A 21,654-nucleotide genomic window follows, 5' to 3' on the forward strand; every position below is an offset into this window, starting at 1 on the left:
TCGATGAAACTCCTCAAACTCGTTCCCGACCATACCAACATCCATTTCCTCAAATGGCGGGTGCCGTTCTATCTGGTCAGCGTGCTGCTGGTCGCCGCCTCGTGGGGGCTGGTGCTGACCAAGGGGCTGAATCTGGGCGTCGATTTCATCGGCGGACAGATGATCCGGGTGACGTTCGACCACAGCGCAGAGGCGCCGGTGGCAACCTTGCGCGATGAAGTGACCCAACTGGGCTATGGCGAGCCGACGATCCAGCGGTTCGGCAAACCCAACGAGATTTCGATCCGCATGAAATTGCCGGTCGGCGCCGACAAGGACCCGGCGCTGTCCGACAAGATGTCGCGCACGATCACCGCATCGGTGAAGGCGCATCATGCCGATGCGCGGATCGACGGGGTTGATTCGGTGTCGGGCAAAGTGTCGAAGGAATTGGGCTGGGATGCGTTCCGCGCGCTCGGGCTGGCGGCGGTGTTCGTGGCCGGTTATATCTGGCTGCGCTTTGAATGGCAGTTCGGGATCGGCGCGTTGCTGTCGCTGGTTCACGACGTCAGTCTGACTTTGGGCCTGTTTGCGCTGACGCAGATGGAGTTCGATCTGAATATCGTCGCGGCATTGCTGACGCTGATCGGCTATTCGCTCAACGACACCATCGTCGTCTATGACCGCATCCGCGAAAACCTGAAAAAGTATCGCAAGATGCCGATGCCCGAATTGCTCGACTTGTCGGTCAACGAAACGCTGGCGCGCACGATCGTGACCTCGCTCTCGATGCTGATCACGCTGATCGCGCTGCTGCTGCTTGGTCCGCAAGTGATTTTCGGCTTTACCGCCGCGATCACGCTGGGGATTTTTGTCGGCACCTACAGCTCGATCTATATGGCTGCGCCGATCCTGATCTGGCTGAAAGTGTCGTCCAAGAGCTTTGTGCCCGGTGAGGCGTCGGGCGACGTTCCGCCCTCGGCCAAGCGCGCCTGACGCAGAACCCTCCTCCGTCGCGGGGAGGGTTTCAGCCAATCGCGGCGCGGTAGATTTCGGCCAGCCGCGCCGCGTTGGTATCCCACGTGAACCGCGCGGCAACCGCGGCGACTTCGGCGGGATCGAACTGTGCGTCGAGCACATCGCGCAGCCCTTGAGCAATTGCGGCTGGTTCGCGCGCCACCAGGCGGCCTGCTGCGGGGCGGTCGATCACCTCGCGCGCACCGCCGACATCGGGGATCACCAGCGGCGCGCCGCTGGCCAGCGCCTCGATCCAGGCATTGGCGATGCCTTCGCGTTCAGAGGCCAGCACCATCGCCTCGGCCGCGCTCAGCAGCAGCGGCAGATCGTCATGGCCCAGGCTGCCGGCAAAGCGCACCCGCGCGTCCAGCCCGGCGCGCGCCACTTGTTGGCGCAATGCGGCTTCGTCGGGCCCCGCGCCGACCAGCACCAGCGCCACATTGTCGGGCAGATCGCGCAGCGCCTCGATCGCCAGCGCCTGGCCCTTGATCGCGATCAGCGCGCCGACGCTCGCCACGATGCGCGCCGTGGCGGGTATGGCCAGCGCAGGCAGACGCTCGGCCAGCGCGCGGCGCGCATCATCGCGCGGGCGCGGGTAAAACCGGCTGTGATCCAGCCCGGTATAATGCACCTGCATACGCTCTTCGGGCAGGCCCAGTGCCACCATGTCGCGCGCCAGCGCCGCTGAGACCGACAGCAGCACACGCGCCTGATCGGCGGCGGCGCGGATCTGCGCCAGCGCGGCGGGCCGCGTGCCCCAATAGAGAATGTCGCCGCCGCGCGCCTTGATCGCCAGCGGCAGGTTCAGCGCGCGGGCGATCCGCGCGGCGGCAGGCCCGTCGGGATAGAAGAATTGCGCATCGACCATGTCGAACGGCCGTTCGGCATGCAGGCGCCGCGCCAGCGGCAGCACCGCGCGCGCGATGAGCAGGGGATTGAACCGCCCGGACAGACCGGGGATCAGCGCAAACCGCGGATGGTACACGGTAACCCCGCCGGAGTGTTCGACCGCCGGGATCGTGCGCAACGCGGCATAGCGCGCCAGCGGCAGCAGCGGGGGCAGGCCGATCGGGTTGATCACCGTCACCTCCCAATCGCCCCGGCGCGCCAGCCCCTCCATCTGGTTCTGGACAAACCGGCCAAAGCCGGGGCGGGGCGGGGCGGGATAGAGTGTCGCCAGCGACAACAGGCGCAAGGTCAAAGGCGGCGCACCAGCATCTCCGCCACGGCGAGCCAGTTGGGCCGGTCGATCACCACCTGCCGCTGGCCGATCCCGGGGGGCAGGATGGCAATGCGTTCGCCATCGCGATCGATCATCCGGCCAAACGCGTAGCGTCCGCCGGGGCGCGGGGCGAGCACGTCGCGGTTGAGCGCGCGGGGGAATTCGTCGGGCCCAGTCTGGCGCAGCCAGATCTGGTCGCCGGTGCGGTATTCGCCCGCGCTGGCCTCGACCGAGACCACCACCAGCGTTGCCTCGCCACCCGGCACAATCGGAAACAGCGCCTCGACCGGGTTGGTCACCGCTTCGGCACCATGGACGCCCAGCCGCGCGATCAGCGTCGGCGTGGTGCTGCTTTCCGCCTTGACCAGCAATTGCGGATCGACGCCCAGCGCGCCGGCAATGCGGTTCATCCACGATAGCGACAGCGACCGCATGCCGGTTTCCAGCCGACCGATCGTCTGCGCCGTGGTCGGCGGCTGGCAGCGGGCCGCCACTTCGGCCAGCGTCAGGCCCTTTTGCCGGCGGATGTCGCGAATGCGATTGATCATGTTCAACTCTCGCAAGGCACAGGGACTACGCAAATAGTCCTATACTATTGGCGGCTGGGCAAGTGCGCGATCCGTATCCTTGTTGCGTGACATGCAAATTTCATAAAGAGTTCAACCTTCGACCAGCTCGGCCAGCTCCAGCCAGCGCATTTCGGCCGCATCCTTGTCGGCGCGCAGGGCATCGAGCGCGGCGGTCAGCCTGGCAAACCGGTCCGGATCGCGCGCATAGAGCGCCGGATCGGCCAGATCGGCCTCGCCCCGTGCGATCGCGGTGTCGATCTCTTCGATCCGCCTGGGCAGCAATTCGTAATCACGCTGATCCTTGTACGACAGCTTGGCCTTGCGCGGCGGCGGCGGCGGGGGAGGCGGCGCGGCAGGGGTTGCGGCGGTGGCCTTGGCCACCGGGCGGCCCTGCTGGCGCTGCTTGCGGATGGCGTCCCAATCGGCATAGCCGCCCGCCACCACATCGACCCGGCCCGATCCGTCGAGCCCGAGCGTGATGGTCACCGTGCGGTCGAGAAAGTCGCGGTCGTGGCTGACGATCAGCACCGTGCCGTCATAATCGGCGATCACTTCCTGCAACAAGTCGAGCGTCTCCAGATCGAGATCGTTGGTTGGCTCGTCGAGCACCAGCAGATTGGACTTGCGTGCGAATTCGCGCGCCAGCAGCAACCGTGATCGTTCGCCGCCCGACAGCGTGCCCACGCGCGCCTCGACCAGGCCGGGATCGAACAGGAAATCCTTGAGATAGCCCTGGATATGTTTGCGCACACCGCGCACATCGATCCAGTCGCCCCCTTCGGCCAGCACGTCGCGGATGCGCTTTTCGGGCGACATCAGGCTGCGTTGCTGATCGATCATCACGCCTTCCAGCGTCTTGGCCAGCGTGATCGTGCCGTTGTCTGGCGCCAGTTCGCCGGTCAGCAGTTTCAGCAGCGTGGTCTTGCCCGCGCCATTGGCGCCGACCACGCCGATGCGATCGCCGCGCGTGATGCGCAACGAAAAATCCTTGATGATCGTGCGTTCGCCAAACCGCTTGGTCACGCCATCGGCCACGATCACCGCCTTGCTCTTGGCATCGTCGGTGGCCAGTGCCAGCTTGGCCGCGCCCTGCGGTGACAGCATGGCGGCGCGTTGCGCGCGCATTTCGCCCAGCTTGGCCAGCCGCCCCTGGTTGCGTTTGCGCCGCGCGGTCACCCCGCGTTGCAGCCAGTGCAGTTCCAGCTTCAGCTTGGCATCCAGCTTTTCGGCGGCGCGCGCCTCTTCGGCATAGACCGTTTCCATCCACGCTTCATAGCCGCCAAAGCCGATGTCCTTGCGCCGCAGGCTGCTGCGATCGAGCCACAGCGTGGCGCGGGTCAGCCGTTCCAGAAACGTGCGGTCGTGGCTGATCGCGACAAATGCGCCATTATAGCGTTGCAGCCACGCCTCCAGCCATTCGATCGCCGACAGGTCGAGGTGGTTGGTCGGTTCATCCAGCAACAGCAGATCGGGCTCGCTGGCCAGCGCGCGGGCCAGCGCGGCGCGGCGGCGTTCGCCGCCCGATGCGCTGTCGGCCTGGCGCGACAGGTCGATGCCTAGCTGGTCGGCGATCGCTTCCACTTCGTGCCGTTGCGGCGCATCGGCGCCGTGCAGTGCAAAATCCAGCAGCGTGTCGTGCCCGGTAAAGAACGGGTCCTGTTCCAGCGTGACGATACGCGTGCCCGGTTGCACCGAGCGTTTGCCGCGATCGGCCTCGATCAACCCGCCGATCAGTTTCATCAGCGTGGTTTTCCCCGCGCCGTTGCGCCCGATCAGCGCCAGCCGGTCGCGCGGCCCGATCGACAGGTCGATGTCCTGAAACAGCCAGCCGCCATTTTGATTGGAGGCGCCCTGGATCAGGCCAAGGCCTTCCCAGCTTAGAATTGGTGCAATTGCCATAGGCCGCGCGCATAAAGCAGATGGCGCCAATGCAAAAGCCTGTCCCGATAAAAACCGGGCGCATGCGCAACAGGCTTGCAACCTCATTCACTATGCGTTCAATGCACCCATGGTAGGGGCCGTGGCATAATGAAACGCAATCATCTTGCCCTATGCGGCGCCATGGTCGTGCTGGCGCTGTTGTCGCCGCCGCCGGTGGCTGCGCATCCGGACCGGTTTGCCCCCGCGTCGTTCCAGCGCGCGGCAATCGATCGCCATCCGGGGCACGAAGCGCAAAACGAGGCCAGGCGCGAAATGCGCGCGGGCAATGTGCATTCGCTGCGCGATATCGAACGATCGGTGCTGCCGACCATGCGCGGCACGCAATACCTGGGCCCCGAATACGATCCCGAAGCGATGGCCTATCGGCTGAAATTCATCCGCGACGGGCGTGTCACCTTTGTCGATGTCGATGCACGCACCGGGCAAGTGTTGTCGCGCACGCGCTAAGCCGCGGGTCTGATTGGAAATTCCGGCGATTCCGGAATTTCAGGAAGACGGCACCGGCCCGCTCCCCCACCCGACCACCCATAGGGTACTATCGTAGGGTGGTCGGGTGGGGGAGCGGGCCGGTGCCGTCTTCAAAATTCGCCCTTTGGCGAATTTTCAATCAGAGTCTGAACAAGAAGCAACTGTCCCATTCCTTGACCGTTCAGGATCAAGGGCGCAAGGATCGGGGCATGAACGGCGCAGGGCCGCAAGGCCCTTTCGCGAACAAGGGGCAGACAACTTCCATGCGTATCCTGATCGTCGAGGATGAACCCACGCTTGGCCGCCAGTTGAAATCGACGCTCGAAGCGAACGGTTACGCGGTCGATCTGTCGACCGATGGCGAGGACGGGCATTTCCTGGGGTCGACCGAAGAATATGATGCCGTCGTGCTCGACCTGGGCCTGCCCGAGATCGACGGCCTGACCGTGCTGGGCATGTGGCGCAAGGAAGGGCGCAAGTTTCCCGTGCTGGTGCTGACCGCGCGCGACAGTTGGTCCGACAAAGTTGCCGGGCTCGATGCCGGGGCGGACGACTATCTGGCCAAACCGTTCCAGACCGAGGAACTGATCGCCCGCCTGCGCGCGCTGATCCGTCGCGCCTCTGGCAACACCAGCGCCGAACTGATCGCGGGCGATGTGCGGCTCGACACCCGTTCCGGCCGCGTCACGCTGGCGGGCGAGCCGGTCAAGCTGACCGCGCAGGAATACAAGCTGTTGTCCTACCTGCTGCACCACAAGGGCAAAGTGGTCAGCCGCACCGAACTGATCGAACACATCTATGATCAGGATTTCGACCGCGATTCAAACACGATCGAGGTGTTCGTCACGCGCATCCGCAAAAAGCTCGGTCCCGACGTGATCACGACAATCCGTGGCCTCGGTTACAGCCTCAACGAACCCGCCTGATCGCGCCCCGGCGCCGGTGATCGGGACGGCGGCGGCCGATATGGCCGCCGCCGCCGAAACCGCGCCCGGTGCCACCGCGCCGCACACCGGATCGCTGCGGCGGCGCATGCTGTTCATCGCCTTTGCATGGATCTTCGTGCTGCTGCTGGGCGGCGGGCTGGCGCTCGATCGCACGCTGACCGGGCTGGTCACGCGCAGCTTTGACGATCAGCTCAACTATATGTTGACGGCCATGGTCGCCTCCGCCGAAATCGGCCCCGAAGGCGAAGTCTATTTCAGCCGGGGCCTGGGCGATCAGCGCTTCCTCGAACCCAACAGCGGGCTCTATTGGCAGATATCGGGCGCCGGGCACGACGAATTCCCTTCACGATCGCTGTGGGACCGCACGCTCAAGCTGAAAAACGACCACTTCGACAATCAACCCCACATCTATGACAGCAACCAGTTCGAAGGCGAGCCGCTGCGCGTGATCGAACGCTCGGTCATCCTGCCCGGCAGCGGCACCCTGTGGCAATTCGCCGTCGCCGAAAGCCGCAGCGAACTCGATGCGCAAATCCGCCGCATCCGCGCCATCCTGATCTGGTCGTTCGTCGTGCTCGGCCTGGGCCTGATCGCCATGGCCGTCGCGCAGACGTATTATGGCCTCGGCCCGTTGCGCCGCGTGCGCCTGGCCATCATGCACTTGCGCGAAGAAGGCGGATCGCGCCTGACCGAACCGCTGCCCCTCGAAGTGCAACCCCTCGTGCTCGAACTCAACGCCCTGCTCGCCCACTCCGAGCGTCAGGCCGAAGCCGCGCGCACCCACGCCGGCAACCTGGCCCACGCGCTGAAAACCCCGCTGACCGTCGTGACCAACGCCGCCGCCGCCCACGCCGACGATCTGGCCGAAACCGTCACCCGCGAAGCCGCCGTCATGCGCCGTCAGGTCGATCACCACCTGGCCCGCGCCCGCGCCGTCGGCCGCCGCGCCGCCGGACAATCGCGCGCCACCGTGCGCGAAAGCGTCGCCGCCGTGCTGCGCGCTGTCGAACGCCTGTACCCCCAGGTCCGCTTTGACCTCGACGGCAATCCCGAAGCGCAAGTCGCCGTCGAACGTCAGGACCTCGACGAAATACTGGGCAACCTGATCGAAAACGCCGCCAAATACGGCGGCGGATCAGTGTTCATCACCGTAGAAGCCAAAACATCAGACGCCCAACACTGCGACATCTGGATCGAAGACGACGGCATGGGCATCCCCGAAGCCGCCCGCAACCACCTGTTCACCCGCGGCGCCCGCCTCGACACCGGCAAACCCGGCACCGGCCTCGGCCTCGCCATCGTGCGCGACGTGGTCGAAATCTACGGCGGGTCAATCGAACTGGGCGAAAGCGAGGATCTGGGCGGGTTGTTGGTCGTGCTACGGCTGCCCAGGGCGCGGCAGGTGAAGTAGGGGAAGGGGGCCTCCGGCGGGCAAGGGCTATGCCCTTGCATCCCGGGTTCTTTGGTGGGGTTCGGGTCCGATCCTGAACGTCTGGCTCAGAAGGCCGCCGGGATAAAGCCGCCGCCCATTTGCCCTGCCTGACTCATCGACAATCGCGCGCCAACACTTCACATCGCACCCATCCTGTCCCCTCGTTTTCTCGGCCCTGGGTCAGGAACCCGCTGGTTTTTTTGGGTTATTGGGTAATGAGTCCTCGGAGATTGTGTCCTCCGAATTCGTGTCCCAGTCCACCAGTGCGAAAATTTACTTGACTCTTAAATCTCTTAATTTTATATTTTTTTAAGATTTTGGAGATTTGGCATGCAACAGCGCCCAATTGAAGTAGATATCGACGTTTATCGCTTCATCGAAGGAAAGCGGACCTCATTCGCCCAATCCCACAATGATATTCTCCGCGTGATCGCAGGCCTAACACCTGCCGTGTCGTCGAACGACAAAGTTGGAATAGATTCGTCCGCAGGGCTTGCATGGACCGGGAAGGGCGTTTCTCTTCCTCATGGCACAAAGCTGCGGATGAACTACAACGGTAAGACCCACCATGGTGAAATCTTCAATGGTGCGTGGCATATTGAAGGTGGCATTTACCGCTCCCCATCAGCCGCTGCGGGTGGCGTTGCGAGATCAAAGCAGGGCCGCCCAGTGTCTTTGGATGGCTGGTCCTACTGGGAGACGCAAACTCCTCATTCAACTCGCTGGAAGCCGATTGCCGAGCTGCGAACGAAATCAAACACCTAGCCCGGGAATTCCGGGGGCATCTTTGTCGCCAGAATTCCTATGGTCATGCGATTACCGGCATTCCGACAATGTAGGGTGCGAGGCCCTCCGGATAATACTGCATCATGCGCTTGCTGTTTGCTTCAATGATGGGGTCAACCTTGTTTGCCTCGTACCACACATAGGCTGCATCACACATGTTTTTGCAGAATTCGACGACCCCATAAATGTAGGCATCGTTGAACTGGCAATTGGTGAAAGATGCCCCGCCAGGCGGGGTGAAAACAACGCGGGCGACGTTGTGCTGCAGATTGCCAAATCTGCCTTGATGCAGGACGCCACAGCGTATCGAATAAAGATCGTCGGGCGTAACAAAGCTGAAAGCTGTGCCAGTCAGATTTGCGGCGCACCAAGCCTTATATTCCTTACCTCCAGCCCTTCCATCTTGTGATGCTAGCGATGCGCATATCGTAGGCAACGCCGAAGCCATGCCAATGGCAACCAAATGAAGTCCGCCGTTAGCCGCAGCGTTAATCTGATTGAGCAGCGCATACAGCGGCGAAGGGGTCGTCTCCGTCAAATTCATTCTCCCGCTTAAGCCACGCCAAGTAAATTCCGGAATTCTGTGGACAGCTTACGCATCTCTATTGATGAACCAAAGGTCGGTTTTGACAGGCGAATTGGGTAGAGGTTACGGCTGCAACTGAGGCGGCTGACGCCTTCGATGGTATCATTGCTGCTGGTCGTCGTCAGTCCACCCCGCAGTGAAGTCCTGCCCGCCATAATACAGACCCAGTATCGAAACCTGGACGGCATCGACCGTATAGGCGATCGTCACTCGGCGGCGAAATGGGATGGTGCGGAGGCCGGGGCGAATGTCATCGCGCTGCGTGCCGCGATGCGGGAAGGTTGCAAGGGCTTCACATTGTTCGATGATTGCCGTCGTAAAGCGTTCGGCGATGTCTGCTGATGCTTCTTGCGCGATATAGCGGTACAGGGAGACCAGTTGGGCTTCTGCCGCTGGTGCGAACACAACACGATGCGACATGGGTCAGCGCGTTTTGGCGCGCTGCTGGTGTTCGGCGGCCAGCGTGGCCTTCACGTCGCCGATCGATCGTGCCTGAACAGGGTCAGATTTGAGCCCATCGTAGATGGGTGCGATTTCGTTGCGCAGCCATGATTCAAGCGCTTTGTCGCGGGCTTGCAGGGCGCGCAGGCCGGCGCGGATCACTTCGCTTTCGCTGGCATATTCGCCCGAGGCGACCTTTGCGCGGACTTGCGCCGCCATTTCGACCGGCAGTGTAACGCTCAATTGCTGAGTCGTGCGCATAGGGCTGTCCTTGATGGTTGAATGGGATTTAATCCTATCGACGATGCAGTTCAAGCTGACGATGCAAGTTGGTCAATCCGGGGCTGATGCGGCCGCTCGGGCGGCGAGAGCAAAAGAACCCGGGATGCAAGGGCAGTAGCCCTTGCCCGCCGGAGGCCTTTCTTCCCCTTCAAGCCCGGGGATGCGCCCCGCGATAGACCTCCAGCAGGCGCGCCGCATCGACGCGGGTGTAGATCTGGGTGGAGGACAGGCTGGCGTGGCCGAGGAGTTCTTGCAGGCTGCGTAAGTCGGCGCCTGCGCCCAGCAGGTGGGTGGCAAAGCTGTGGCGCAGGGCGTGGGGGGTGGCGGTGGGGGGCAGGCCCAGGGCGATGCGGGCGCGGGCCATGGCGCGGCGGATCAGGGCGGGGGACAGGGGGCCGCCTTTGGCGCCGCGGAACAGGGGTTGGTCGCGGGGCAGGGGCCAGGGGACCTGGGTGGTGTAGTGGGTGATCGCGTCGCGCACGACGGGCAGGATGGGGATCAGGCGTTGGCGGCCGCCTTTGCCGGTGATCACCATGGCCTCGCCCAGCGGCAGGATGGCGGGGGTCAGCGCCAGGGCTTCGCCGATGCGCAGGCCTGCGCCATAGAGCAGCAGCAGGACGGCGGTGTCGCGCGCGGCGATCCACGGTTCGGCGGCGTTGTCGGCGACGGTCTGGGTCAGGTGCTGGGCTTCGTCGGGGGTGACGGGGCGGGGCAGGCCTTTTTTGACGCGCGGGCCGCGCAGTTTGGGGGCGGCGGCGGGCAGGCCGGCCTGGCTGCGGGCAAAGGCGAGGAAGGCTTTGAGCGCGGACAGTTCGCGCGCGGCGGAAACCTGGCCGATCCCGGCGGCACGGCGGGCAGCAAGCTGATCGCGCAGGCCGATGACATCGAGCGTGGACAGGCTGGTCCAGTCGAGCGGGCCCTGGTCGCCCAGCGCGGTCAGCAGGCGGCGGGCGGTGGCGACATAGGCGCGCACGGTGTGTGGCGAACGGCGGCGGGCGTGGGCGAGGTGGTCGTGCCAGGGCCCAAGGATATCCGCGTGGGTCATGCCGCGACCAGTTCGCCCAGCAGGCCATCGAGCAGCGGCATGCCGTCGGGGGTGACGATCAGGCGGTCTCCATCGCGACGCACCAGGCCCAGATCGGCGTAGAACCGGGCCTTGGTGGGGTTGATCAGCGCATCGTGCGGCAGGGCAAACCGGGTGGACAGCGCGGCCAGATCGACCCCTTCGCCCAGCCGGAGCCCCATCAGCAACGCTTCGCCGGCTTGTTCGTCGGGGGCCAGCGTGCGTTGTTCGGCCAGGCCGTGGCCGTCGCGAGCGATTGCCGCCAGCCAGTTTTCGGGCTTGCGGTGGCGGGTGGTCGCCTGGCCCAGTCGGCGGCCATGGGCACCGGGGCCGATCCCGGCGTAATCGCCATAGCGCCAATAGGTCAGATTGTGGCGGCTCTGTTCCCCGGCGCGGGCGTGGTTGCTGATTTCATAGGCGGGCAGCCCGGCGGCATCGGTCATGGCGCGGGTCAGCGCGAACAGGTCGGCGGCGGCATCGTTGTCGAGCGGGGTCAACTGCCCCTCGCGCACCAGCGTGGCAAAGCGCGTGCCGGGTTCGATGGTGAGTTGATAGAGCGAGAGGTGCCCGGTGCCGAAGGCCAGCGCGCGGGCCAATTCGGCCTGCCATTGCGCGGGGGTCTGGCCGGGGCGGGCATAGATCAGATCAAAGCTGACGCGGCCAAAATGGCGCTGGGCGATGTCGAGTGCGGCCAGCCCTTCGCGGGTGTCGTGCAGGCGACCGAGAAAGCGCAAAGTCTGGTCGTCGAGCGCCTGCAGGCCGAGCGACACGCGGTTGATCCCGGCACTGGCCAGCGCGGCAAAGCGCGCCGCCTCGACCGACGAGGGATTGGCCTCCAGCGTGATTTCGATATCGGGATCGAGCGTCCACAGCCGCGCCGCCGCCGCCAGCAGACCTTCGACCAGTGCGGGTGGCATCAGCGAGGGCGTGCCGCCGCCGAAAAAGATCGAGGTGAGGCGGCGGCCCGGCAGGCGCGCGGCCTCGTGCGTCATATCGGCGATCAGCGCGGTCAGCCACTGGTCGTGATCGACCCCGTCGCGGACATGGCTGTTGAAATCGCAATAGGGGCACTTTGCGAGGCAGAACGGCCAATGGATATAAAGCGCCAGCGGGTCCATCATGATCCTTCAAAGCCCCTCCCCGTGCGGGGAGGGGTTGGGGAGGGGCGTACCGTGGGCGCGCAAGTGTGCAACCTCCGGGCGTGGTACACCCCCACCCAACCCTCCCCCCGCAGGGGGAGGGCTTTAGTGAGTCTAGCCCGGAAACTGGTCGGCGACCAGTTTGGCAAAGGCATCGGCGCGGTGGCTGATGGCGTGTTTTTCGGCCGGATCGAGTTCGGCGAACGTGCGTGTGTCGCCATGGGGGACGAACACCGGGTCATAGCCAAAACCCAGCGTGCCGCGCGGGGGCCAGGTCAGCGTGCCGTCGATGCGGCCCTGGTATACGGCTTCGGCGCCATCGGGCCAGGCGATTGCCAGCACGCAGGAAAACCAGCCGTCGCGGGGGGCATCGGGGCCGAGCTGGGCGAGCTTGCCCTCGACTTTGCCCATCGCCATGTACCAGTCGCGGCCCGGTCCGCCTTCGAACACGTCGGCTTCGGCCCAGTCGGCGGTATAGACCCCCGGCGCGCCGCCCAGCGCAGCAACCGACAGGCCCGAATCATCGGCCAGCGCGGGCAGATTGGCGGCCTGCGCGGCGGCATGCGCCTTGATCAGCGCGTTTTCGACAAAGGTGGTGCCGGTTTCGGCGGGTTCGGGCAGGCCGAGTTCCCCCGCCGACACGCAGTCAAGCCCATAGGGCGCGAGCAACGCGCGGATTTCACGCAACTTGCCCGCGTTGTGGGTGGCAATCACCAGCTTGCCGGGGCCAAGGCGGCGCGGCGTGCTCATTTGCCGAACGCGCGATCCTGCGCCGCAAAGATCTGTGTGCAGCCGATGCGGGCCAGCCGCAGCAGGCGCAGCAGGCCTTCTTCGTCATAGGTCGCGCCTTCGGCGGTGGCCTGCACTTCGGCGATATGGCCGCCTTCGATCAGCACGAAGTTGGCATCGGCATCGGCGCTGCTGTCTTCGACATAGTCGAGATCGAGCACCGGGGTGCCGCCGACGATCCCGCACGAGATGGCCGCCACTTTGCGCGGCAGCGGATCGTCCTTGATCAGGCCCTGGGCCATCAGCTTGTCCACCGCCAGCCGCAGCGCGACCCACGCGCCCGAAATGGCCGCCGTGCGCGTGCCGCCATCGGCCTGGATCACATCGCAATCGAGCGTGATCTGGCGTTCGCCCAGCTTCTTGAGATCGGTGACGGCGCGCAGTGAACGCCCGATCAGCCGCTGGATTTCCTGCGTGCGGCCCGATTGCTTGCCCTTGGCGGCTTCGCGGCTGCCACGGGTGTGGGTGGCGCGGGGCAGCATCGAATATTCCGCGGTGACCCAGCCTTCGCCCTTGCCGCGCAGGAACGGCGGCACGCGTTCCTCGACCGAGGCGGTGACCAGCACCTTGGTATCGCCAAAGCTGATCAGCACCGATCCTTCGGCGTGCTTGGTGAAACCGGTTTCGATGGTGATAGCACGCATTTCATCAGCGGCACGGCCGGAAACTCGCATGGGGCATGGTCCTTGATTGCGGATAACGCCGCAGCCCTTGGCGTATCCGGCCCCCGACCGCAAGGCTTGTTCCCCGCGCAACAGGCACTAAGAATGGAACGGTGATGACTGGACCCACACTCACCGATCTGTCGATCCGCGCGCGCGACATTTTTCGCCTGGTGGTTGAAGGCTATATCGCCAGTGGCCAGCCGGTGGGGTCAAAGACGTTGGCGGGGCCGGGCGGCATCCAGTTGTCGCCTGCCTCGATCCGCGCGGTCCTGCAGGAATTGCAGGATGCCGGGCTGTTGGCCGCGCCGCATACCAGCGCGGGGCGGCTGCCCACCGAAGTGGGGCTGCGGCTGTTTGTCGATGGCATCATGCAAGTGGCCGAACCTTCGCAGGCCGAACGCGCGCAGATCGAGCGCGGGCTGGCGTCTGGCGGGACGATCGAGGCCGCGCTGGCGGCGGCGAGCGTGGCCTTGTCGGAAATGTCGGCGGGGGCGGGGGTGGTGATGGTGCCGCGGCGCGAATTGCGGCTGTCGCAAATCTCGTTCGTGCCGCTGTCGGCGCAGCGCGCGCTGGTGGTGCTGGTGGGCGAAGACGGGGCGATCGAAAACCGTGTGCTCGATCTGGACGAACCGATCGTGCCCGGCACGCTGGAGGCGGCGGGCAACTATCTGACCGCGCGGCTGACCGGGCGCACGCTGGCCGAGGCGGCGCAGGCGATTGCCGATGACATTGCCGGTGGGCGCAGCGCGCTCGATGCGGCGAGCGCCGATCTGGTGCGGCGGGGGCTGGCGGTGTGGAGCCGCGATGCCGCGCAGCGCCCGGTGCTGGTGGTACGCGGGCAGGCCAATCTGCTCGACGATGCGGCGGTGCACGATATCGAACGTGTGCGGCAATTGCTCGACGAGCTTGAAAGTGTCGAATCGATCGCGCATGTGCTTGATGCCGCGCGTGAGGCGCAGGCGACGCGCATTTTCATCGGCAGCGAGAACCGGCTGATGTCGTTATCGGGGTCGAGCGTGATCGCCACGCCCTGGCGCGATGGAGAGGGCCGCGTGGTCGGCGTTGTCGGCGTGATCGGGCCGACACGGTTGAATTATGCGCGAGTCGTCCCCATGGTTGATTTCACCGCTCAATCGTTGAGCAAACTTATCGGACAAGACGGATTTTCACGAAAATGACCGACAACGAGCGCCGCTCGCACGACCCCGAAGCTGCCGCAGAACTGGAAGGCGTGCCCGCAGACATGATCGATGATACCGGCAAGACCCTCGACGCTGATCTGGCGCGGCTGGTCGATGAACTCGACACAGCCAAGCAGGACATCCTCTATGCCAAGGCCGAGACGCAGAACGTGCGTCGTCGCCTGGAAAAGGACATTGCCGACGCGCGTACTTATGCCGCAACCGCGTTTGCGCGCGATATCCTGTCGGTGGCCGACAACATCGCCCGCGCGCTGGAAGCGATCCCGGCCGAATTGCGCGCCGATGACAAGTTCCGCAATCTGGTGACCGGGCTCGACGCCACCGGGCGCGAGATCGAAAAGGTGTTTGCCAGCCATGGCATCACTCGCATCGCCGCCAAGGGCCTGCCGCTTGACCCGCACCAGCATCAGGCGATGATCGAAGTGCCCTCGGCCGATGTCGAACCGGGCACCGTGGTGCAGGAATTGCAGTCCGGATACATGATCAAGGACCGCCTGTTGCGCGCGGCCATGGTCGCCGTGGCGAAAAAGCCCGACTGATCGCTTTTCCTCCCCGGCAACGGGGAGGGGGACCACCGGAACGGTGGTGGAGGGGCGTCGCCCCAGGCACAGCGCTTTGTGGGGCCGCGCCCCTCCATCAGCTTCGCTGGTCCCCCTCCCCATTCTGGGGAGGATTTTTTGGGTCACATCTTCATGCCGCCCATGTCGCCGCCGGTGGCGGTGACTTTGGCCGATCCGATCACTTTGTCGCCATTGTCGAGCGTCAGCGTCACGGCGGTGTGGTCGCCGGGTTTCAGCGCGCCGTCGCCATCGAACAGCATGACGTGATAGTTACCTGGGGCAAACACGATCGGCTTGCCCGGGGTCAGCGGCAACTGGTCGACCGGGTCCATGGTCATCACGCCGCCTGCCATCTTGCTCTGGTGAAATTCGGCGCGGGCGAAATGGCCGACATTCACGCCGACCAGGCTGCCGCTGGCATCGGGGCCGACGGTCAGCACGAAATAGGCCACGGCAGGACGCCCCGGCACGGCGGGCAGTTGCACGGTGGCGTCCGCCAGCGACAGCTTTGCCGCAGCCGATGCCACGCTGGCGGCATCGGTCGGCGCGCTCGATTCTGTGTCGGGCGTTGGCAGCGGCGCGGTGTCCGGCTTTGACGAACACCCGGCCAGCGCGATCAGCGCAAATGGAACGATCAGGCACTTGTGGCGCACGAGGGGCTCCCTTTTACGAGACAAATTGAACTGCGGCCCGATCTAGTCCCAACCAACCCTTGTGCCAAGCCGATGCACACCTATATCCGCCGGGTCTGAGCCGCGAGACGGTCGTTCGCCCGGCAGGGGGGCGACCAGCACCACAGACCTGTGGGCGCGGTGTCACTGTATACAAGGAAACGGGATATTATGGCAAAAGTGATCGGTATTGACCTCGGCACGACCAACAGCTGCGTTGCGGTTATGGATGGCGGCACGCCCAAGGTGATCGAAAATTCCGAAGGCGCGCGCACGACGCCGTCGATCGTGGCCTTTACCAAGGACGGCGAACGCTTGATCGGTCAGCCGGCCAAGCGTCAGGCCGTGACCAACCCCGACAACACCATTTTTGCGGTCAAGCGCTTGATCGGCCGTCGTTTTGACGATCCGATGACCCAGAAGGACGCCGGCCTGGTCCCCTATGGGATCGTCAAGGGCAAGAACGGCGATGCCTGGGTCAAGGCCGGTGGCCAGGACTACAGCCCGTCGCAGGTGTCGGCATTCATCCTTCAGAAGATGAAGGAAACCGCGGAAAGCTATCTGGGCGAAACCGTCACCCAGGCAGTGATCACCGTGCCCGCCTATTTCAACGACGCGCAGCGCCAGGCGACCAAGGACGCCGGGCAGATTGCAGGGCTCGAAGTGCTGCGCATCATCAACGAACCGACTGCGGCGGCGCTGGCCTATGGCCTCGACAAGCAGGACGGCAAGACCATCGCGGTCTATGACCTTGGCGGCGGCACGTTCGACATTTCGGTGCTGGAAATCGGCGACGGCGTGTTCGAAGTGAAGTCGACCAATGGCGACACATTCCTGGGCGGCGAAGATTTCGATACCGTGGTGGTCGAACACCTGGCCGACAAGTTCAAGGCGCGCGAAGGGCTTGACCTCAAGACCGACAAGCTGGCGCTGCAACGCCTGAAGGAAGCCGCCGAAAAGGCCAAGATCGAGCTGTCTTCGGCGCAGACCACCGAAGTCAACCTGCCGTTCATCACCGCGCGCATGGAAGGTGGCACGACCACCCCGCTGCACCTGGTGGAAACGATTACCCGTTCGGATCTCGAACGCCTGGTAGCCAAGCTGATCGACCGCACGCTCGAACCCTGCCGCAAGGCGCTGGCCGATGCCGGTGTAACCGCCAAGGACATCGACGAAGTCGTGCTGGTGGGCGGGATGACCCGCATGCCGCGCGTGCGCGAAGTGGTGAAGGATTTCTTCGGCAAGGAACCGCACACCGGCGTCAACCCCGATGAAGTTGTCGCCATGGGCGCGGCGATCCAGGCCGGCGTGCTGCAGGGCGATGTCAAGGATGTGCTGCTGCTCGACGTGACCCCGCTGTCGCTGGGCATTGAAACGCTGGGCGGCGTGATGACCCGGATGATCGATCGCAACACCACGATCCCGACCAAGAAGGCGCAAGTGTTCTCGACCGCCGAGGACAACCAGCAGGCCGTGACCATCCGCGTGTTCCAGGGTGAACGCGAAATGGCCACGGACAACAAGCTGCTGGGCCAGTTCGATCTGGTCGGCCTGCCGCCCGCACGGCGCGGCGTGCCGCAGATCGAGGTGGCGTTCGATATCGACGCCAACGGCATCGTCAACGTGTCGGCCAAGGACAAGGGCACCGGCAAGGAACAGCAGATCCGCATCCAGGCCTCGGGCGGGTTGTCGGAAGGCGACATCGACCAGATGGTGCGCGATGCCGAAAAGTTCGCCGCCGAAGACAAGAAGCGGCGTGAAGCGGCCGAAGCGCGCAACAATGCCGACAGCCTGGTGCATGCCACCGAGCGTCAGTTGGAAGAACACGGCGACAAAGTCGATGCCAGCCTGAAGGCCGACATTACGGCGGCGCTGGCCGACACCAAAAAGGCGATTGAAGGTGGCGACACCGACGATATCAACGCCAAGGCGCAGGCCCTGACCGAAAAGGCGATGAAGCTGGGTCAGGCCATCTATGAAAAGGAACAGGCGGCTGCCGCTTCGCCCGGCGCGGCGCAGCCCGCTGGCGGCGAAGACGTGGTCGATGCCGAGTTCTCGGAAGTCGACGACAAGGCCTGACGTCAGGTGCGGGCGGTGCCGGATTGTCCGGCACCGCCCGTTCGCGCATCCCAGTAGTCCTGACCGGAAAAATGCCTGATGTCGGCCGAGATTGATTTTTACGAACTGCTCGAAGTCGAGCGTAGCGCCGATGACAAGACCATCAAGTCATCGTTCCGGCGCCTTGCCATGCGCTTTCACCCGGACAAGAACCCCGGCGATGAAAGTGCCGAGGCCCGTTTCAAGCAGATCAACGCCGCCTATGCGGTGCTGTCCGATCCGCAAAAACGCGCCGCCTACGACCGTTATGGCCATGCCGCGTTTCAGCAGGGCGGCCCGGGCGCGGGTGGCGGCGGATTTGGCGGCGGCGCCGAATTTGGCGATCTGGGCGATATTTTCGAAACCATCTTTGGCGGTGCGTTCGGCGGCGGCGGGCGGCAACAGGCCCGGCGTGGTGCAGACTTGCGCTATGACATGGAAATCACGCTCGAAGACGCGTTCCATGGCAAGACCACCGAAATCTCGGTCGAAGTGTCGCAGAAATGCGAACCCTGCGGCGGTTCTGGTGCCACACCCGGCACCTCGGCCCGGCGTTGCAACATGTGCGGCGGGCACGGCAAAGTGCGCGCGCAACAGGGCTTTTTCATGGTCGAGCGCGCCTGCCCGACCTGCCATGGGCGCGGCGAAGTGATCGAAAGCCCATGCCGCAGTTGTCGCGGCGAAGGCCGGGTCGATGCGGCGCAGCGGCTGGAAGTGCAAGTGCCCCCCGGCGTGGACAACGGCACGCGCATCCGGCTGGCAGGCAAGGGTGAGGCGGGCCCGTTCGGCGCGCCGCCAGGTGATCTGTATATCTTTCTGCACGTCAAGGCGCACAAAGTGTTCGAACGCGACGGCACGACGCTGATGACGCGCGCGCCGATCAGCTTTACCACCGCGGCGCTGGGCGGAACGATCGAACTGCCCGGCCTGGATGGCGCCAAGCATGTCATCGAAATTCCCGCCGGGATCCAGTCGGGCAAGCAGTTGCGCAAGCGCGGCGCGGGCATGCCGGTGTTGCAGGGACGCGGCGCGGGCGATCTGGTGATCGAGATCCACGTTGAAACACCCACCAAACTGAGTGCGCGCCAACGCGAACTGCTGCGCGAATTCCAGGGCAGCGAAACCGGCGACGAAAGCCCCCAGACCAAGGGCTTTTTTGACCGCATCAGGGATGCGTGGAACGATCTGACCGAGTAGTGTCTGACTGTGTCGCGAAGGCCACCTCCACCTCGCGCCGGATGCCGGGCACCAGCGTGGGGTCGGTGGTCAGGCTGGGTTCTTCCTCGTCGAGGATGGCCAGGAAGGCGTCGCGTTTGAGGATGGCCAGCACATCGTCGGGCAAGGGCGGTTCCACCGACGAGGCGATTATGTCGATCATGCGTTCGGCGCCGTGCAGGCGGCCCCACAGATAATCGTTTTCGCGATAGGCGCGGCTGAAAAACGCGCCGAAGCTGTAGAAGGCAATGCCCTTCAGGCACGCGGTGGTGCCGCCACTGCGGATTGAGCGGGCATCGTCGGGCGAAATGCGATCGACCTTGATCGGATCGAATTCGCCCAGCGCCCCGCCATCGGCACCGTCGCTTTGCGACAGCGGCAAAGTGGCGATATCGTACCAGGGGAAGCCCAGATAGGCGAGCAGGAAGCGGCGGCGCAGCGGGCGGTCGAGCACAGTCAGCGCATCGACCATCATCTGATCGACTTCGACATCGATGCTGGCCAGATCGCGGCGGGTGGCGATGGCCGCCAGCACGGCGCCGGGATCACGTTGCACCACCGCCGCCGAGGCGGCAAATCCCGGGCCGAGCCCGCGCAGGGTTTCGCGTGCCTGGTACAGCGCCTGCGCGCGATAAACGATCGCGCGGGCGGCTTCACGGCCCGATCCATTGGCCTTGAACTCCTGGTCGGTCCAATCCTGGGTCAGCCGTCGCGCCAGCAGTTTCAGTCGACGGATGCGAAAACCGATGTCCTGCGCGCGAAAGAACGCGATCGCCGCCGCGCTGGCATCGCCCTTGTCGGTCACCAGTCGGCCCAGGCCCGCCAGATGGCCGGACAGCGCGGTGGTGATCGTTTCGATTGACCCGGCATCGGTGTTCGCTTCGGCAATCGTGGTGGCAAGGTCGGCGATGATCGCATCGAGCTTGACCCGGGCATAGCCGTGATAGGCAAATCCGGCGGATTGCGCGGCGGCCTGCTGTGCCTTGGCGCGCCAGGCGGTCAGCCGCGCGCGGCTGGGCGATTCAAAGAACAGCGTATAGCCAAACAGGCGGGCGACTTTGGTCTCGATATCGGGGCGCATCGCCTCGACCAGTGCGCGCAGCCGTTCGCGGGTGCGCGATTGCTGGTTGATCATCGCCAGGTTGTCGCGGATCGGCTGTTCGCGCGGAATCGATGACAGCGCGGCAAAGATCGTGGTGAAAAAGCCGGGGCTGCGCCGTTGTGCGGTCTGCGATGCGGCGGGGTGGGGTTCGATATAGACAAACCGCCGGTCGACTTCGCGCCGCGCCGGGCGGTCGCGCAAGGCCGCCATCGCCTCGGCAAAGGGCCTGTTGTTGAGCACCGCGCCGTCGATCAGCGCGGCCTCGTGCGTGCGCCCTTCGCGCCAGCGTTCGGGCATCACGCGTTTGAGAAAGGCATCGCGGCCCGGCCAGGGCAAGTCGCGCTCGGCCGCCAGCGCATCGATTTCGGCCAGCGCCAGCGGGGGAAACGCGCCGGGAAAGCTGGCCGTGGCACGGGCCGCCAGGATCAGTTCGATGTTTGGCGCCAGGTGCGCGCCGGGCGCGGCAAAGGCGTTGAAGCCGATCGTCTGGCGGTGTTCGCTTTCGTGCACCAGCGGCGGGCTGTTGAGCATGAGTTCGGCGCGATGCCCCTGCAGATCGGTGGCGGTCACCACCAGATCGAGCGGATGGCCGCGTGGCAGCAGCGGGTTGCCGTCTTCGCTGAGATCCATGGCGGCAAAAGCATCGGCGAGCAGGCGGGAAAAACCCGATCCGCTGAACGGGGGCTGGAACCAGCGCGCGCGGATCAGGCGCGAGACTTTGGTGCGCACTTCGGCGCGGGTGTCGCGCGCCAGGCCCGCATCGTCGAGCCCGTTGCCTGGCAGCCGCAGCGCCAGCCAGACCATCGGCCAGGCCCAGATCTTGGCCAGACGGCTCCAGGGCCGGGCTTCGGGTGCGATCAGCACATCGCTGTCGGCGGCGTCGAGCCACAGCCGTGTCAAGGCATCGAGGCTTTGCCCGCGCATCAGTGCCTGCGCCAGGAACACCGCGTTGATCCCGCCCGCGCTGGTGCCCGACAGGATATCCGGGATCAGCCGCAGCGCCAGATCGCGCGACCGCCCGATCGTGTCGAACAGGCGGTAATAGACCCCGGCCACGCCCTCGGGATGCGGATCGCCCGCATGCCAGGTGCGGCTGGCGCCGGTGGCATGCCAGATCTCCTTGGTCACGCCGTGCATCGTGACCGCAAGACTGATCCCGCCATAGCAGACCAGCGCGACGCGCAGTTCCTTCTCCCGCATGGTGATGTCATTGCACCGGACACGCGCGCTGACCAGCGTGAACAGGTGCGTTGTGGTGCAAACATCTCCAAGAGTTTGAATGGAAATTCCGGCGGGCCGGAATTTCAGGAAGACGGCCGGTGCCGTCTTCAAAATTCACCTCTTTCGGCGAATTTTCAATCAGACTGTAAATCGGGCCGACAAGACGCACCGCGACGACCCGAAAAAGCCCGGTTTTGCAATCACGCTATGGCGGCGATCGCGATCAGGGACTGTCAAGTTTACCGACGCTTTACGGTTCG

The 21,654-nt window shown here is 64.8% G+C and carries 21 protein-coding genes; 9 read left to right on the plus strand and 12 right to left on the minus strand.

Going from position 1 to position 21,654, the window contains the following annotated elements; all coding sequences use genetic code 11:
- Positions 1–3 precede the first annotated feature (3 nt).
- Entirely contained in the window at positions 4–975 is a 972-nt protein-coding gene (gene secF, locus AQZ49_RS10465; protein ID WP_067615252.1) for a protein translocase subunit SecF, read from the plus strand.
- Between the two features lie 31 nt (positions 976–1,006).
- Here the strand turns inward: secF and AQZ49_RS10470 are convergent, their stop codons facing one another.
- The 3 genes from AQZ49_RS10470 to AQZ49_RS10480 all read right to left on the minus strand — a co-directional run bounded on the left by AQZ49_RS10470 (position 1,007) and on the right by AQZ49_RS10480 (position 4,686).
- A complete protein-coding gene (locus AQZ49_RS10470; RefSeq protein WP_067615254.1) occupies positions 1,007–2,191 on the minus strand; it encodes a glycosyltransferase in 1,185 nt (394 codons plus the stop codon).
- A 2-nt stretch (positions 2,192–2,193) separates the two neighbouring features.
- Positions 2,194–2,766 (minus strand): helix-turn-helix domain-containing protein, encoded by a 573-nt coding sequence (locus AQZ49_RS10475; RefSeq protein ID WP_067615256.1) that lies wholly within the window; start codon positions 2,764–2,766, stop codon positions 2,194–2,196.
- Positions 2,767–2,877: 111 nt separating this feature from the next.
- The gene (locus tag AQZ49_RS10480; RefSeq protein ID WP_067615258.1) at positions 2,878–4,686 is read right to left on the minus strand and encodes an ABC-F family ATP-binding cassette domain-containing protein; all 1,809 of its coding nucleotides are present in this window, start codon (positions 4,684–4,686) and stop codon (positions 2,878–2,880) included.
- Between the two features lie 129 nt (positions 4,687–4,815).
- Here AQZ49_RS10480 and AQZ49_RS10485 point away from each other — a divergent pair, with 129 nt between their 5' ends.
- The 4 genes from AQZ49_RS10485 to AQZ49_RS22295 all read left to right on the plus strand — a co-directional run bounded on the left by AQZ49_RS10485 (position 4,816) and on the right by AQZ49_RS22295 (position 8,340).
- Positions 4,816–5,175 (plus strand): PepSY domain-containing protein, encoded by a 360-nt coding sequence (locus tag AQZ49_RS10485; protein WP_231739178.1) that lies wholly within the window; start codon positions 4,816–4,818, stop codon positions 5,173–5,175.
- A 284-nt stretch (positions 5,176–5,459) separates the two neighbouring features.
- A complete protein-coding gene (locus AQZ49_RS10490) occupies positions 5,460–6,122 on the plus strand; it encodes a response regulator transcription factor (RefSeq protein WP_067615260.1) in 663 nt (220 codons plus the stop codon).
- Between the two features lie 40 nt (positions 6,123–6,162).
- Positions 6,163–7,554 carry an ATP-binding protein gene (locus AQZ49_RS10495; protein WP_067615450.1) on the plus strand — a complete coding sequence of 464 codons (1,392 nt, stop codon included), beginning with the start codon at positions 6,163–6,165 and terminating at the stop codon, positions 7,552–7,554.
- Positions 7,555–7,905: 351 nt separating this feature from the next.
- Positions 7,906–8,340, plus strand: a complete 435-nt coding sequence (locus tag AQZ49_RS22295) for a hypothetical protein (protein WP_156428244.1) — start codon at positions 7,906–7,908, stop codon at positions 8,338–8,340.
- A 43-nt stretch (positions 8,341–8,383) separates the two neighbouring features.
- Here the strand turns inward: AQZ49_RS22295 and AQZ49_RS10500 are convergent, their stop codons facing one another.
- From AQZ49_RS10500 to rph, 7 genes are all read right to left on the minus strand, one after another.
- Positions 8,384–8,899, minus strand: a complete 516-nt coding sequence (locus tag AQZ49_RS10500; RefSeq protein WP_197411001.1) for a hypothetical protein — start codon at positions 8,897–8,899, stop codon at positions 8,384–8,386.
- Positions 8,900–9,049: 150 nt separating this feature from the next.
- Positions 9,050–9,367 carry a type II toxin-antitoxin system RelE/ParE family toxin gene (locus AQZ49_RS10505; protein WP_067615265.1) on the minus strand — a complete coding sequence of 106 codons (318 nt, stop codon included), beginning with the start codon at positions 9,365–9,367 and terminating at the stop codon, positions 9,050–9,052.
- A gap of 3 nt (positions 9,368–9,370) precedes the next feature.
- Positions 9,371–9,703 carry a type II toxin-antitoxin system ParD family antitoxin gene (locus AQZ49_RS10510; protein ID WP_231739179.1) on the minus strand — a complete coding sequence of 111 codons (333 nt, stop codon included), beginning with the start codon at positions 9,701–9,703 and terminating at the stop codon, positions 9,371–9,373.
- A gap of 115 nt (positions 9,704–9,818) precedes the next feature.
- Complete coding sequence (locus AQZ49_RS10515) at positions 9,819–10,715, minus strand: tyrosine recombinase XerC (RefSeq protein ID WP_067615269.1); 897 nt, start codon at positions 10,713–10,715, stop codon at positions 9,819–9,821.
- Positions 10,712–11,851, minus strand: coding sequence for a radical SAM family heme chaperone HemW (gene hemW / locus AQZ49_RS10520; RefSeq protein ID WP_067615452.1), 1,140 nt, complete (start codon positions 11,849–11,851; stop codon positions 10,712–10,714). The genes AQZ49_RS10515 and hemW overlap by 4 nt, the downstream gene beginning before the upstream one ends.
- A 135-nt stretch (positions 11,852–11,986) precedes the next feature.
- Positions 11,987–12,622 carry an RdgB/HAM1 family non-canonical purine NTP pyrophosphatase gene (gene rdgB, locus AQZ49_RS10525; protein WP_067615271.1) on the minus strand — a complete coding sequence of 212 codons (636 nt, stop codon included), beginning with the start codon at positions 12,620–12,622 and terminating at the stop codon, positions 11,987–11,989.
- On the minus strand, positions 12,619–13,335 hold the full coding sequence (gene rph / locus AQZ49_RS10530; RefSeq protein ID WP_067615273.1) for a ribonuclease PH: 717 nt from the start codon (positions 13,333–13,335) through the stop codon (positions 12,619–12,621). The genes rdgB and rph overlap by 4 nt, the downstream gene beginning before the upstream one ends.
- 104 nt (positions 13,336–13,439) lie before the next feature.
- Between rph and hrcA the strand changes: the two genes are divergently transcribed.
- Together hrcA and AQZ49_RS10540 are read left to right on the plus strand one after the other, a co-directional pair.
- Positions 13,440–14,504 carry a heat-inducible transcriptional repressor HrcA gene (gene hrcA / locus AQZ49_RS10535; protein ID WP_067615275.1) on the plus strand — a complete coding sequence of 355 codons (1,065 nt, stop codon included), beginning with the start codon at positions 13,440–13,442 and terminating at the stop codon, positions 14,502–14,504.
- Entirely contained in the window at positions 14,501–15,067 is a 567-nt protein-coding gene (locus AQZ49_RS10540; RefSeq protein ID WP_067615277.1) for a nucleotide exchange factor GrpE, read from the plus strand. The genes hrcA and AQZ49_RS10540 overlap by 4 nt, the downstream gene beginning before the upstream one ends.
- Before the next feature lie 143 nt (positions 15,068–15,210).
- On the opposite strand, the gene AQZ49_RS10545 is transcribed toward AQZ49_RS10540, so the two are convergent.
- Positions 15,211–15,741, minus strand: coding sequence for a copper chaperone PCu(A)C (locus AQZ49_RS10545; protein ID WP_067615279.1), 531 nt, complete (start codon positions 15,739–15,741; stop codon positions 15,211–15,213).
- A gap of 189 nt (positions 15,742–15,930) precedes the next feature.
- Between AQZ49_RS10545 and dnaK the strand changes: the two genes are divergently transcribed.
- Positions 15,931–17,838: a molecular chaperone DnaK gene (gene dnaK / locus AQZ49_RS10550; RefSeq protein ID WP_067615281.1), complete on the plus strand. Its 1,908-nt coding sequence runs from the start codon at positions 15,931–15,933 to the stop codon at positions 17,836–17,838.
- 78 nt (positions 17,839–17,916) lie between these two features.
- Positions 17,917–19,053: a molecular chaperone DnaJ gene (gene dnaJ / locus AQZ49_RS10555; RefSeq protein WP_067615283.1), complete on the plus strand. Its 1,137-nt coding sequence runs from the start codon at positions 17,917–17,919 to the stop codon at positions 19,051–19,053.
- Here the strand turns inward: dnaJ and AQZ49_RS10560 are convergent.
- Positions 19,022–21,373 carry a patatin-like protein gene (locus AQZ49_RS10560; RefSeq protein ID WP_067615285.1) on the minus strand — a complete coding sequence of 784 codons (2,352 nt, stop codon included), beginning with the start codon at positions 21,371–21,373 and terminating at the stop codon, positions 19,022–19,024. The two genes, dnaJ and AQZ49_RS10560, sit on opposite strands and share 32 nt — an antisense overlap.
- Between the last annotated feature and the right edge of the window lie 281 nt (positions 21,374–21,654).

This window comes from Novosphingobium sp. FSW06-99 (genome assembly GCF_001519065.1).
Taxonomy (GTDB): domain Bacteria; phylum Pseudomonadota; class Alphaproteobacteria; order Sphingomonadales; family Sphingomonadaceae; genus Novosphingobium.

Excerpts from the sequence above, each read along its gene's own strand:
- secF (WP_067615252.1), top strand. The coding sequence starts at position 4 with ATGAAACTCCTCAAACTCGTTCCCGACCATACCAACATCCATTTCCTC.
- AQZ49_RS10475 (WP_067615256.1), bottom strand. The coding sequence starts at position 2,766 with ATGATCAATCGCATTCGCGACATCCGCCGGCAAAAGGGCCTGACGCTG.
- AQZ49_RS10480 (WP_067615258.1), bottom strand. The coding sequence starts at position 4,686 with ATGGCAATTGCACCAATTCTAAGCTGGGAAGGCCTTGGCCTGATCCAG.
- AQZ49_RS10485 (WP_231739178.1), top strand. The coding sequence starts at position 4,816 with ATGAAACGCAATCATCTTGCCCTATGCGGCGCCATGGTCGTGCTGGCG.
- AQZ49_RS10490 (WP_067615260.1), top strand. The coding sequence starts at position 5,460 with ATGCGTATCCTGATCGTCGAGGATGAACCCACGCTTGGCCGCCAGTTG.
- AQZ49_RS10495 (WP_067615450.1), top strand. The coding sequence starts at position 6,163 with ATGGCCGCCGCCGCCGAAACCGCGCCCGGTGCCACCGCGCCGCACACC.
- AQZ49_RS22295 (WP_156428244.1), top strand. The coding sequence starts at position 7,906 with ATGCAACAGCGCCCAATTGAAGTAGATATCGACGTTTATCGCTTCATC.
- AQZ49_RS10505 (WP_067615265.1), bottom strand. The coding sequence starts at position 9,367 with ATGTCGCATCGTGTTGTGTTCGCACCAGCGGCAGAAGCCCAACTGGTC.
- AQZ49_RS10515 (WP_067615269.1), bottom strand. The coding sequence starts at position 10,715 with ATGACCCACGCGGATATCCTTGGGCCCTGGCACGACCACCTCGCCCAC.
- hemW (WP_067615452.1), bottom strand. The coding sequence starts at position 11,851 with ATGGACCCGCTGGCGCTTTATATCCATTGGCCGTTCTGCCTCGCAAAG.
- rdgB (WP_067615271.1), bottom strand. The coding sequence starts at position 12,622 with ATGAGCACGCCGCGCCGCCTTGGCCCCGGCAAGCTGGTGATTGCCACC.
- rph (WP_067615273.1), bottom strand. The coding sequence starts at position 13,335 with ATGCGAGTTTCCGGCCGTGCCGCTGATGAAATGCGTGCTATCACCATC.
- hrcA (WP_067615275.1), top strand. The coding sequence starts at position 13,440 with ATGACTGGACCCACACTCACCGATCTGTCGATCCGCGCGCGCGACATT.
- AQZ49_RS10540 (WP_067615277.1), top strand. The coding sequence starts at position 14,501 with ATGACCGACAACGAGCGCCGCTCGCACGACCCCGAAGCTGCCGCAGAA.
- dnaK (WP_067615281.1), top strand. The coding sequence starts at position 15,931 with ATGGCAAAAGTGATCGGTATTGACCTCGGCACGACCAACAGCTGCGTT.
- dnaJ (WP_067615283.1), top strand. The coding sequence starts at position 17,917 with ATGTCGGCCGAGATTGATTTTTACGAACTGCTCGAAGTCGAGCGTAGC.
- AQZ49_RS10560 (WP_067615285.1), bottom strand. The coding sequence starts at position 21,373 with ATGCGGGAGAAGGAACTGCGCGTCGCGCTGGTCTGCTATGGCGGGATC.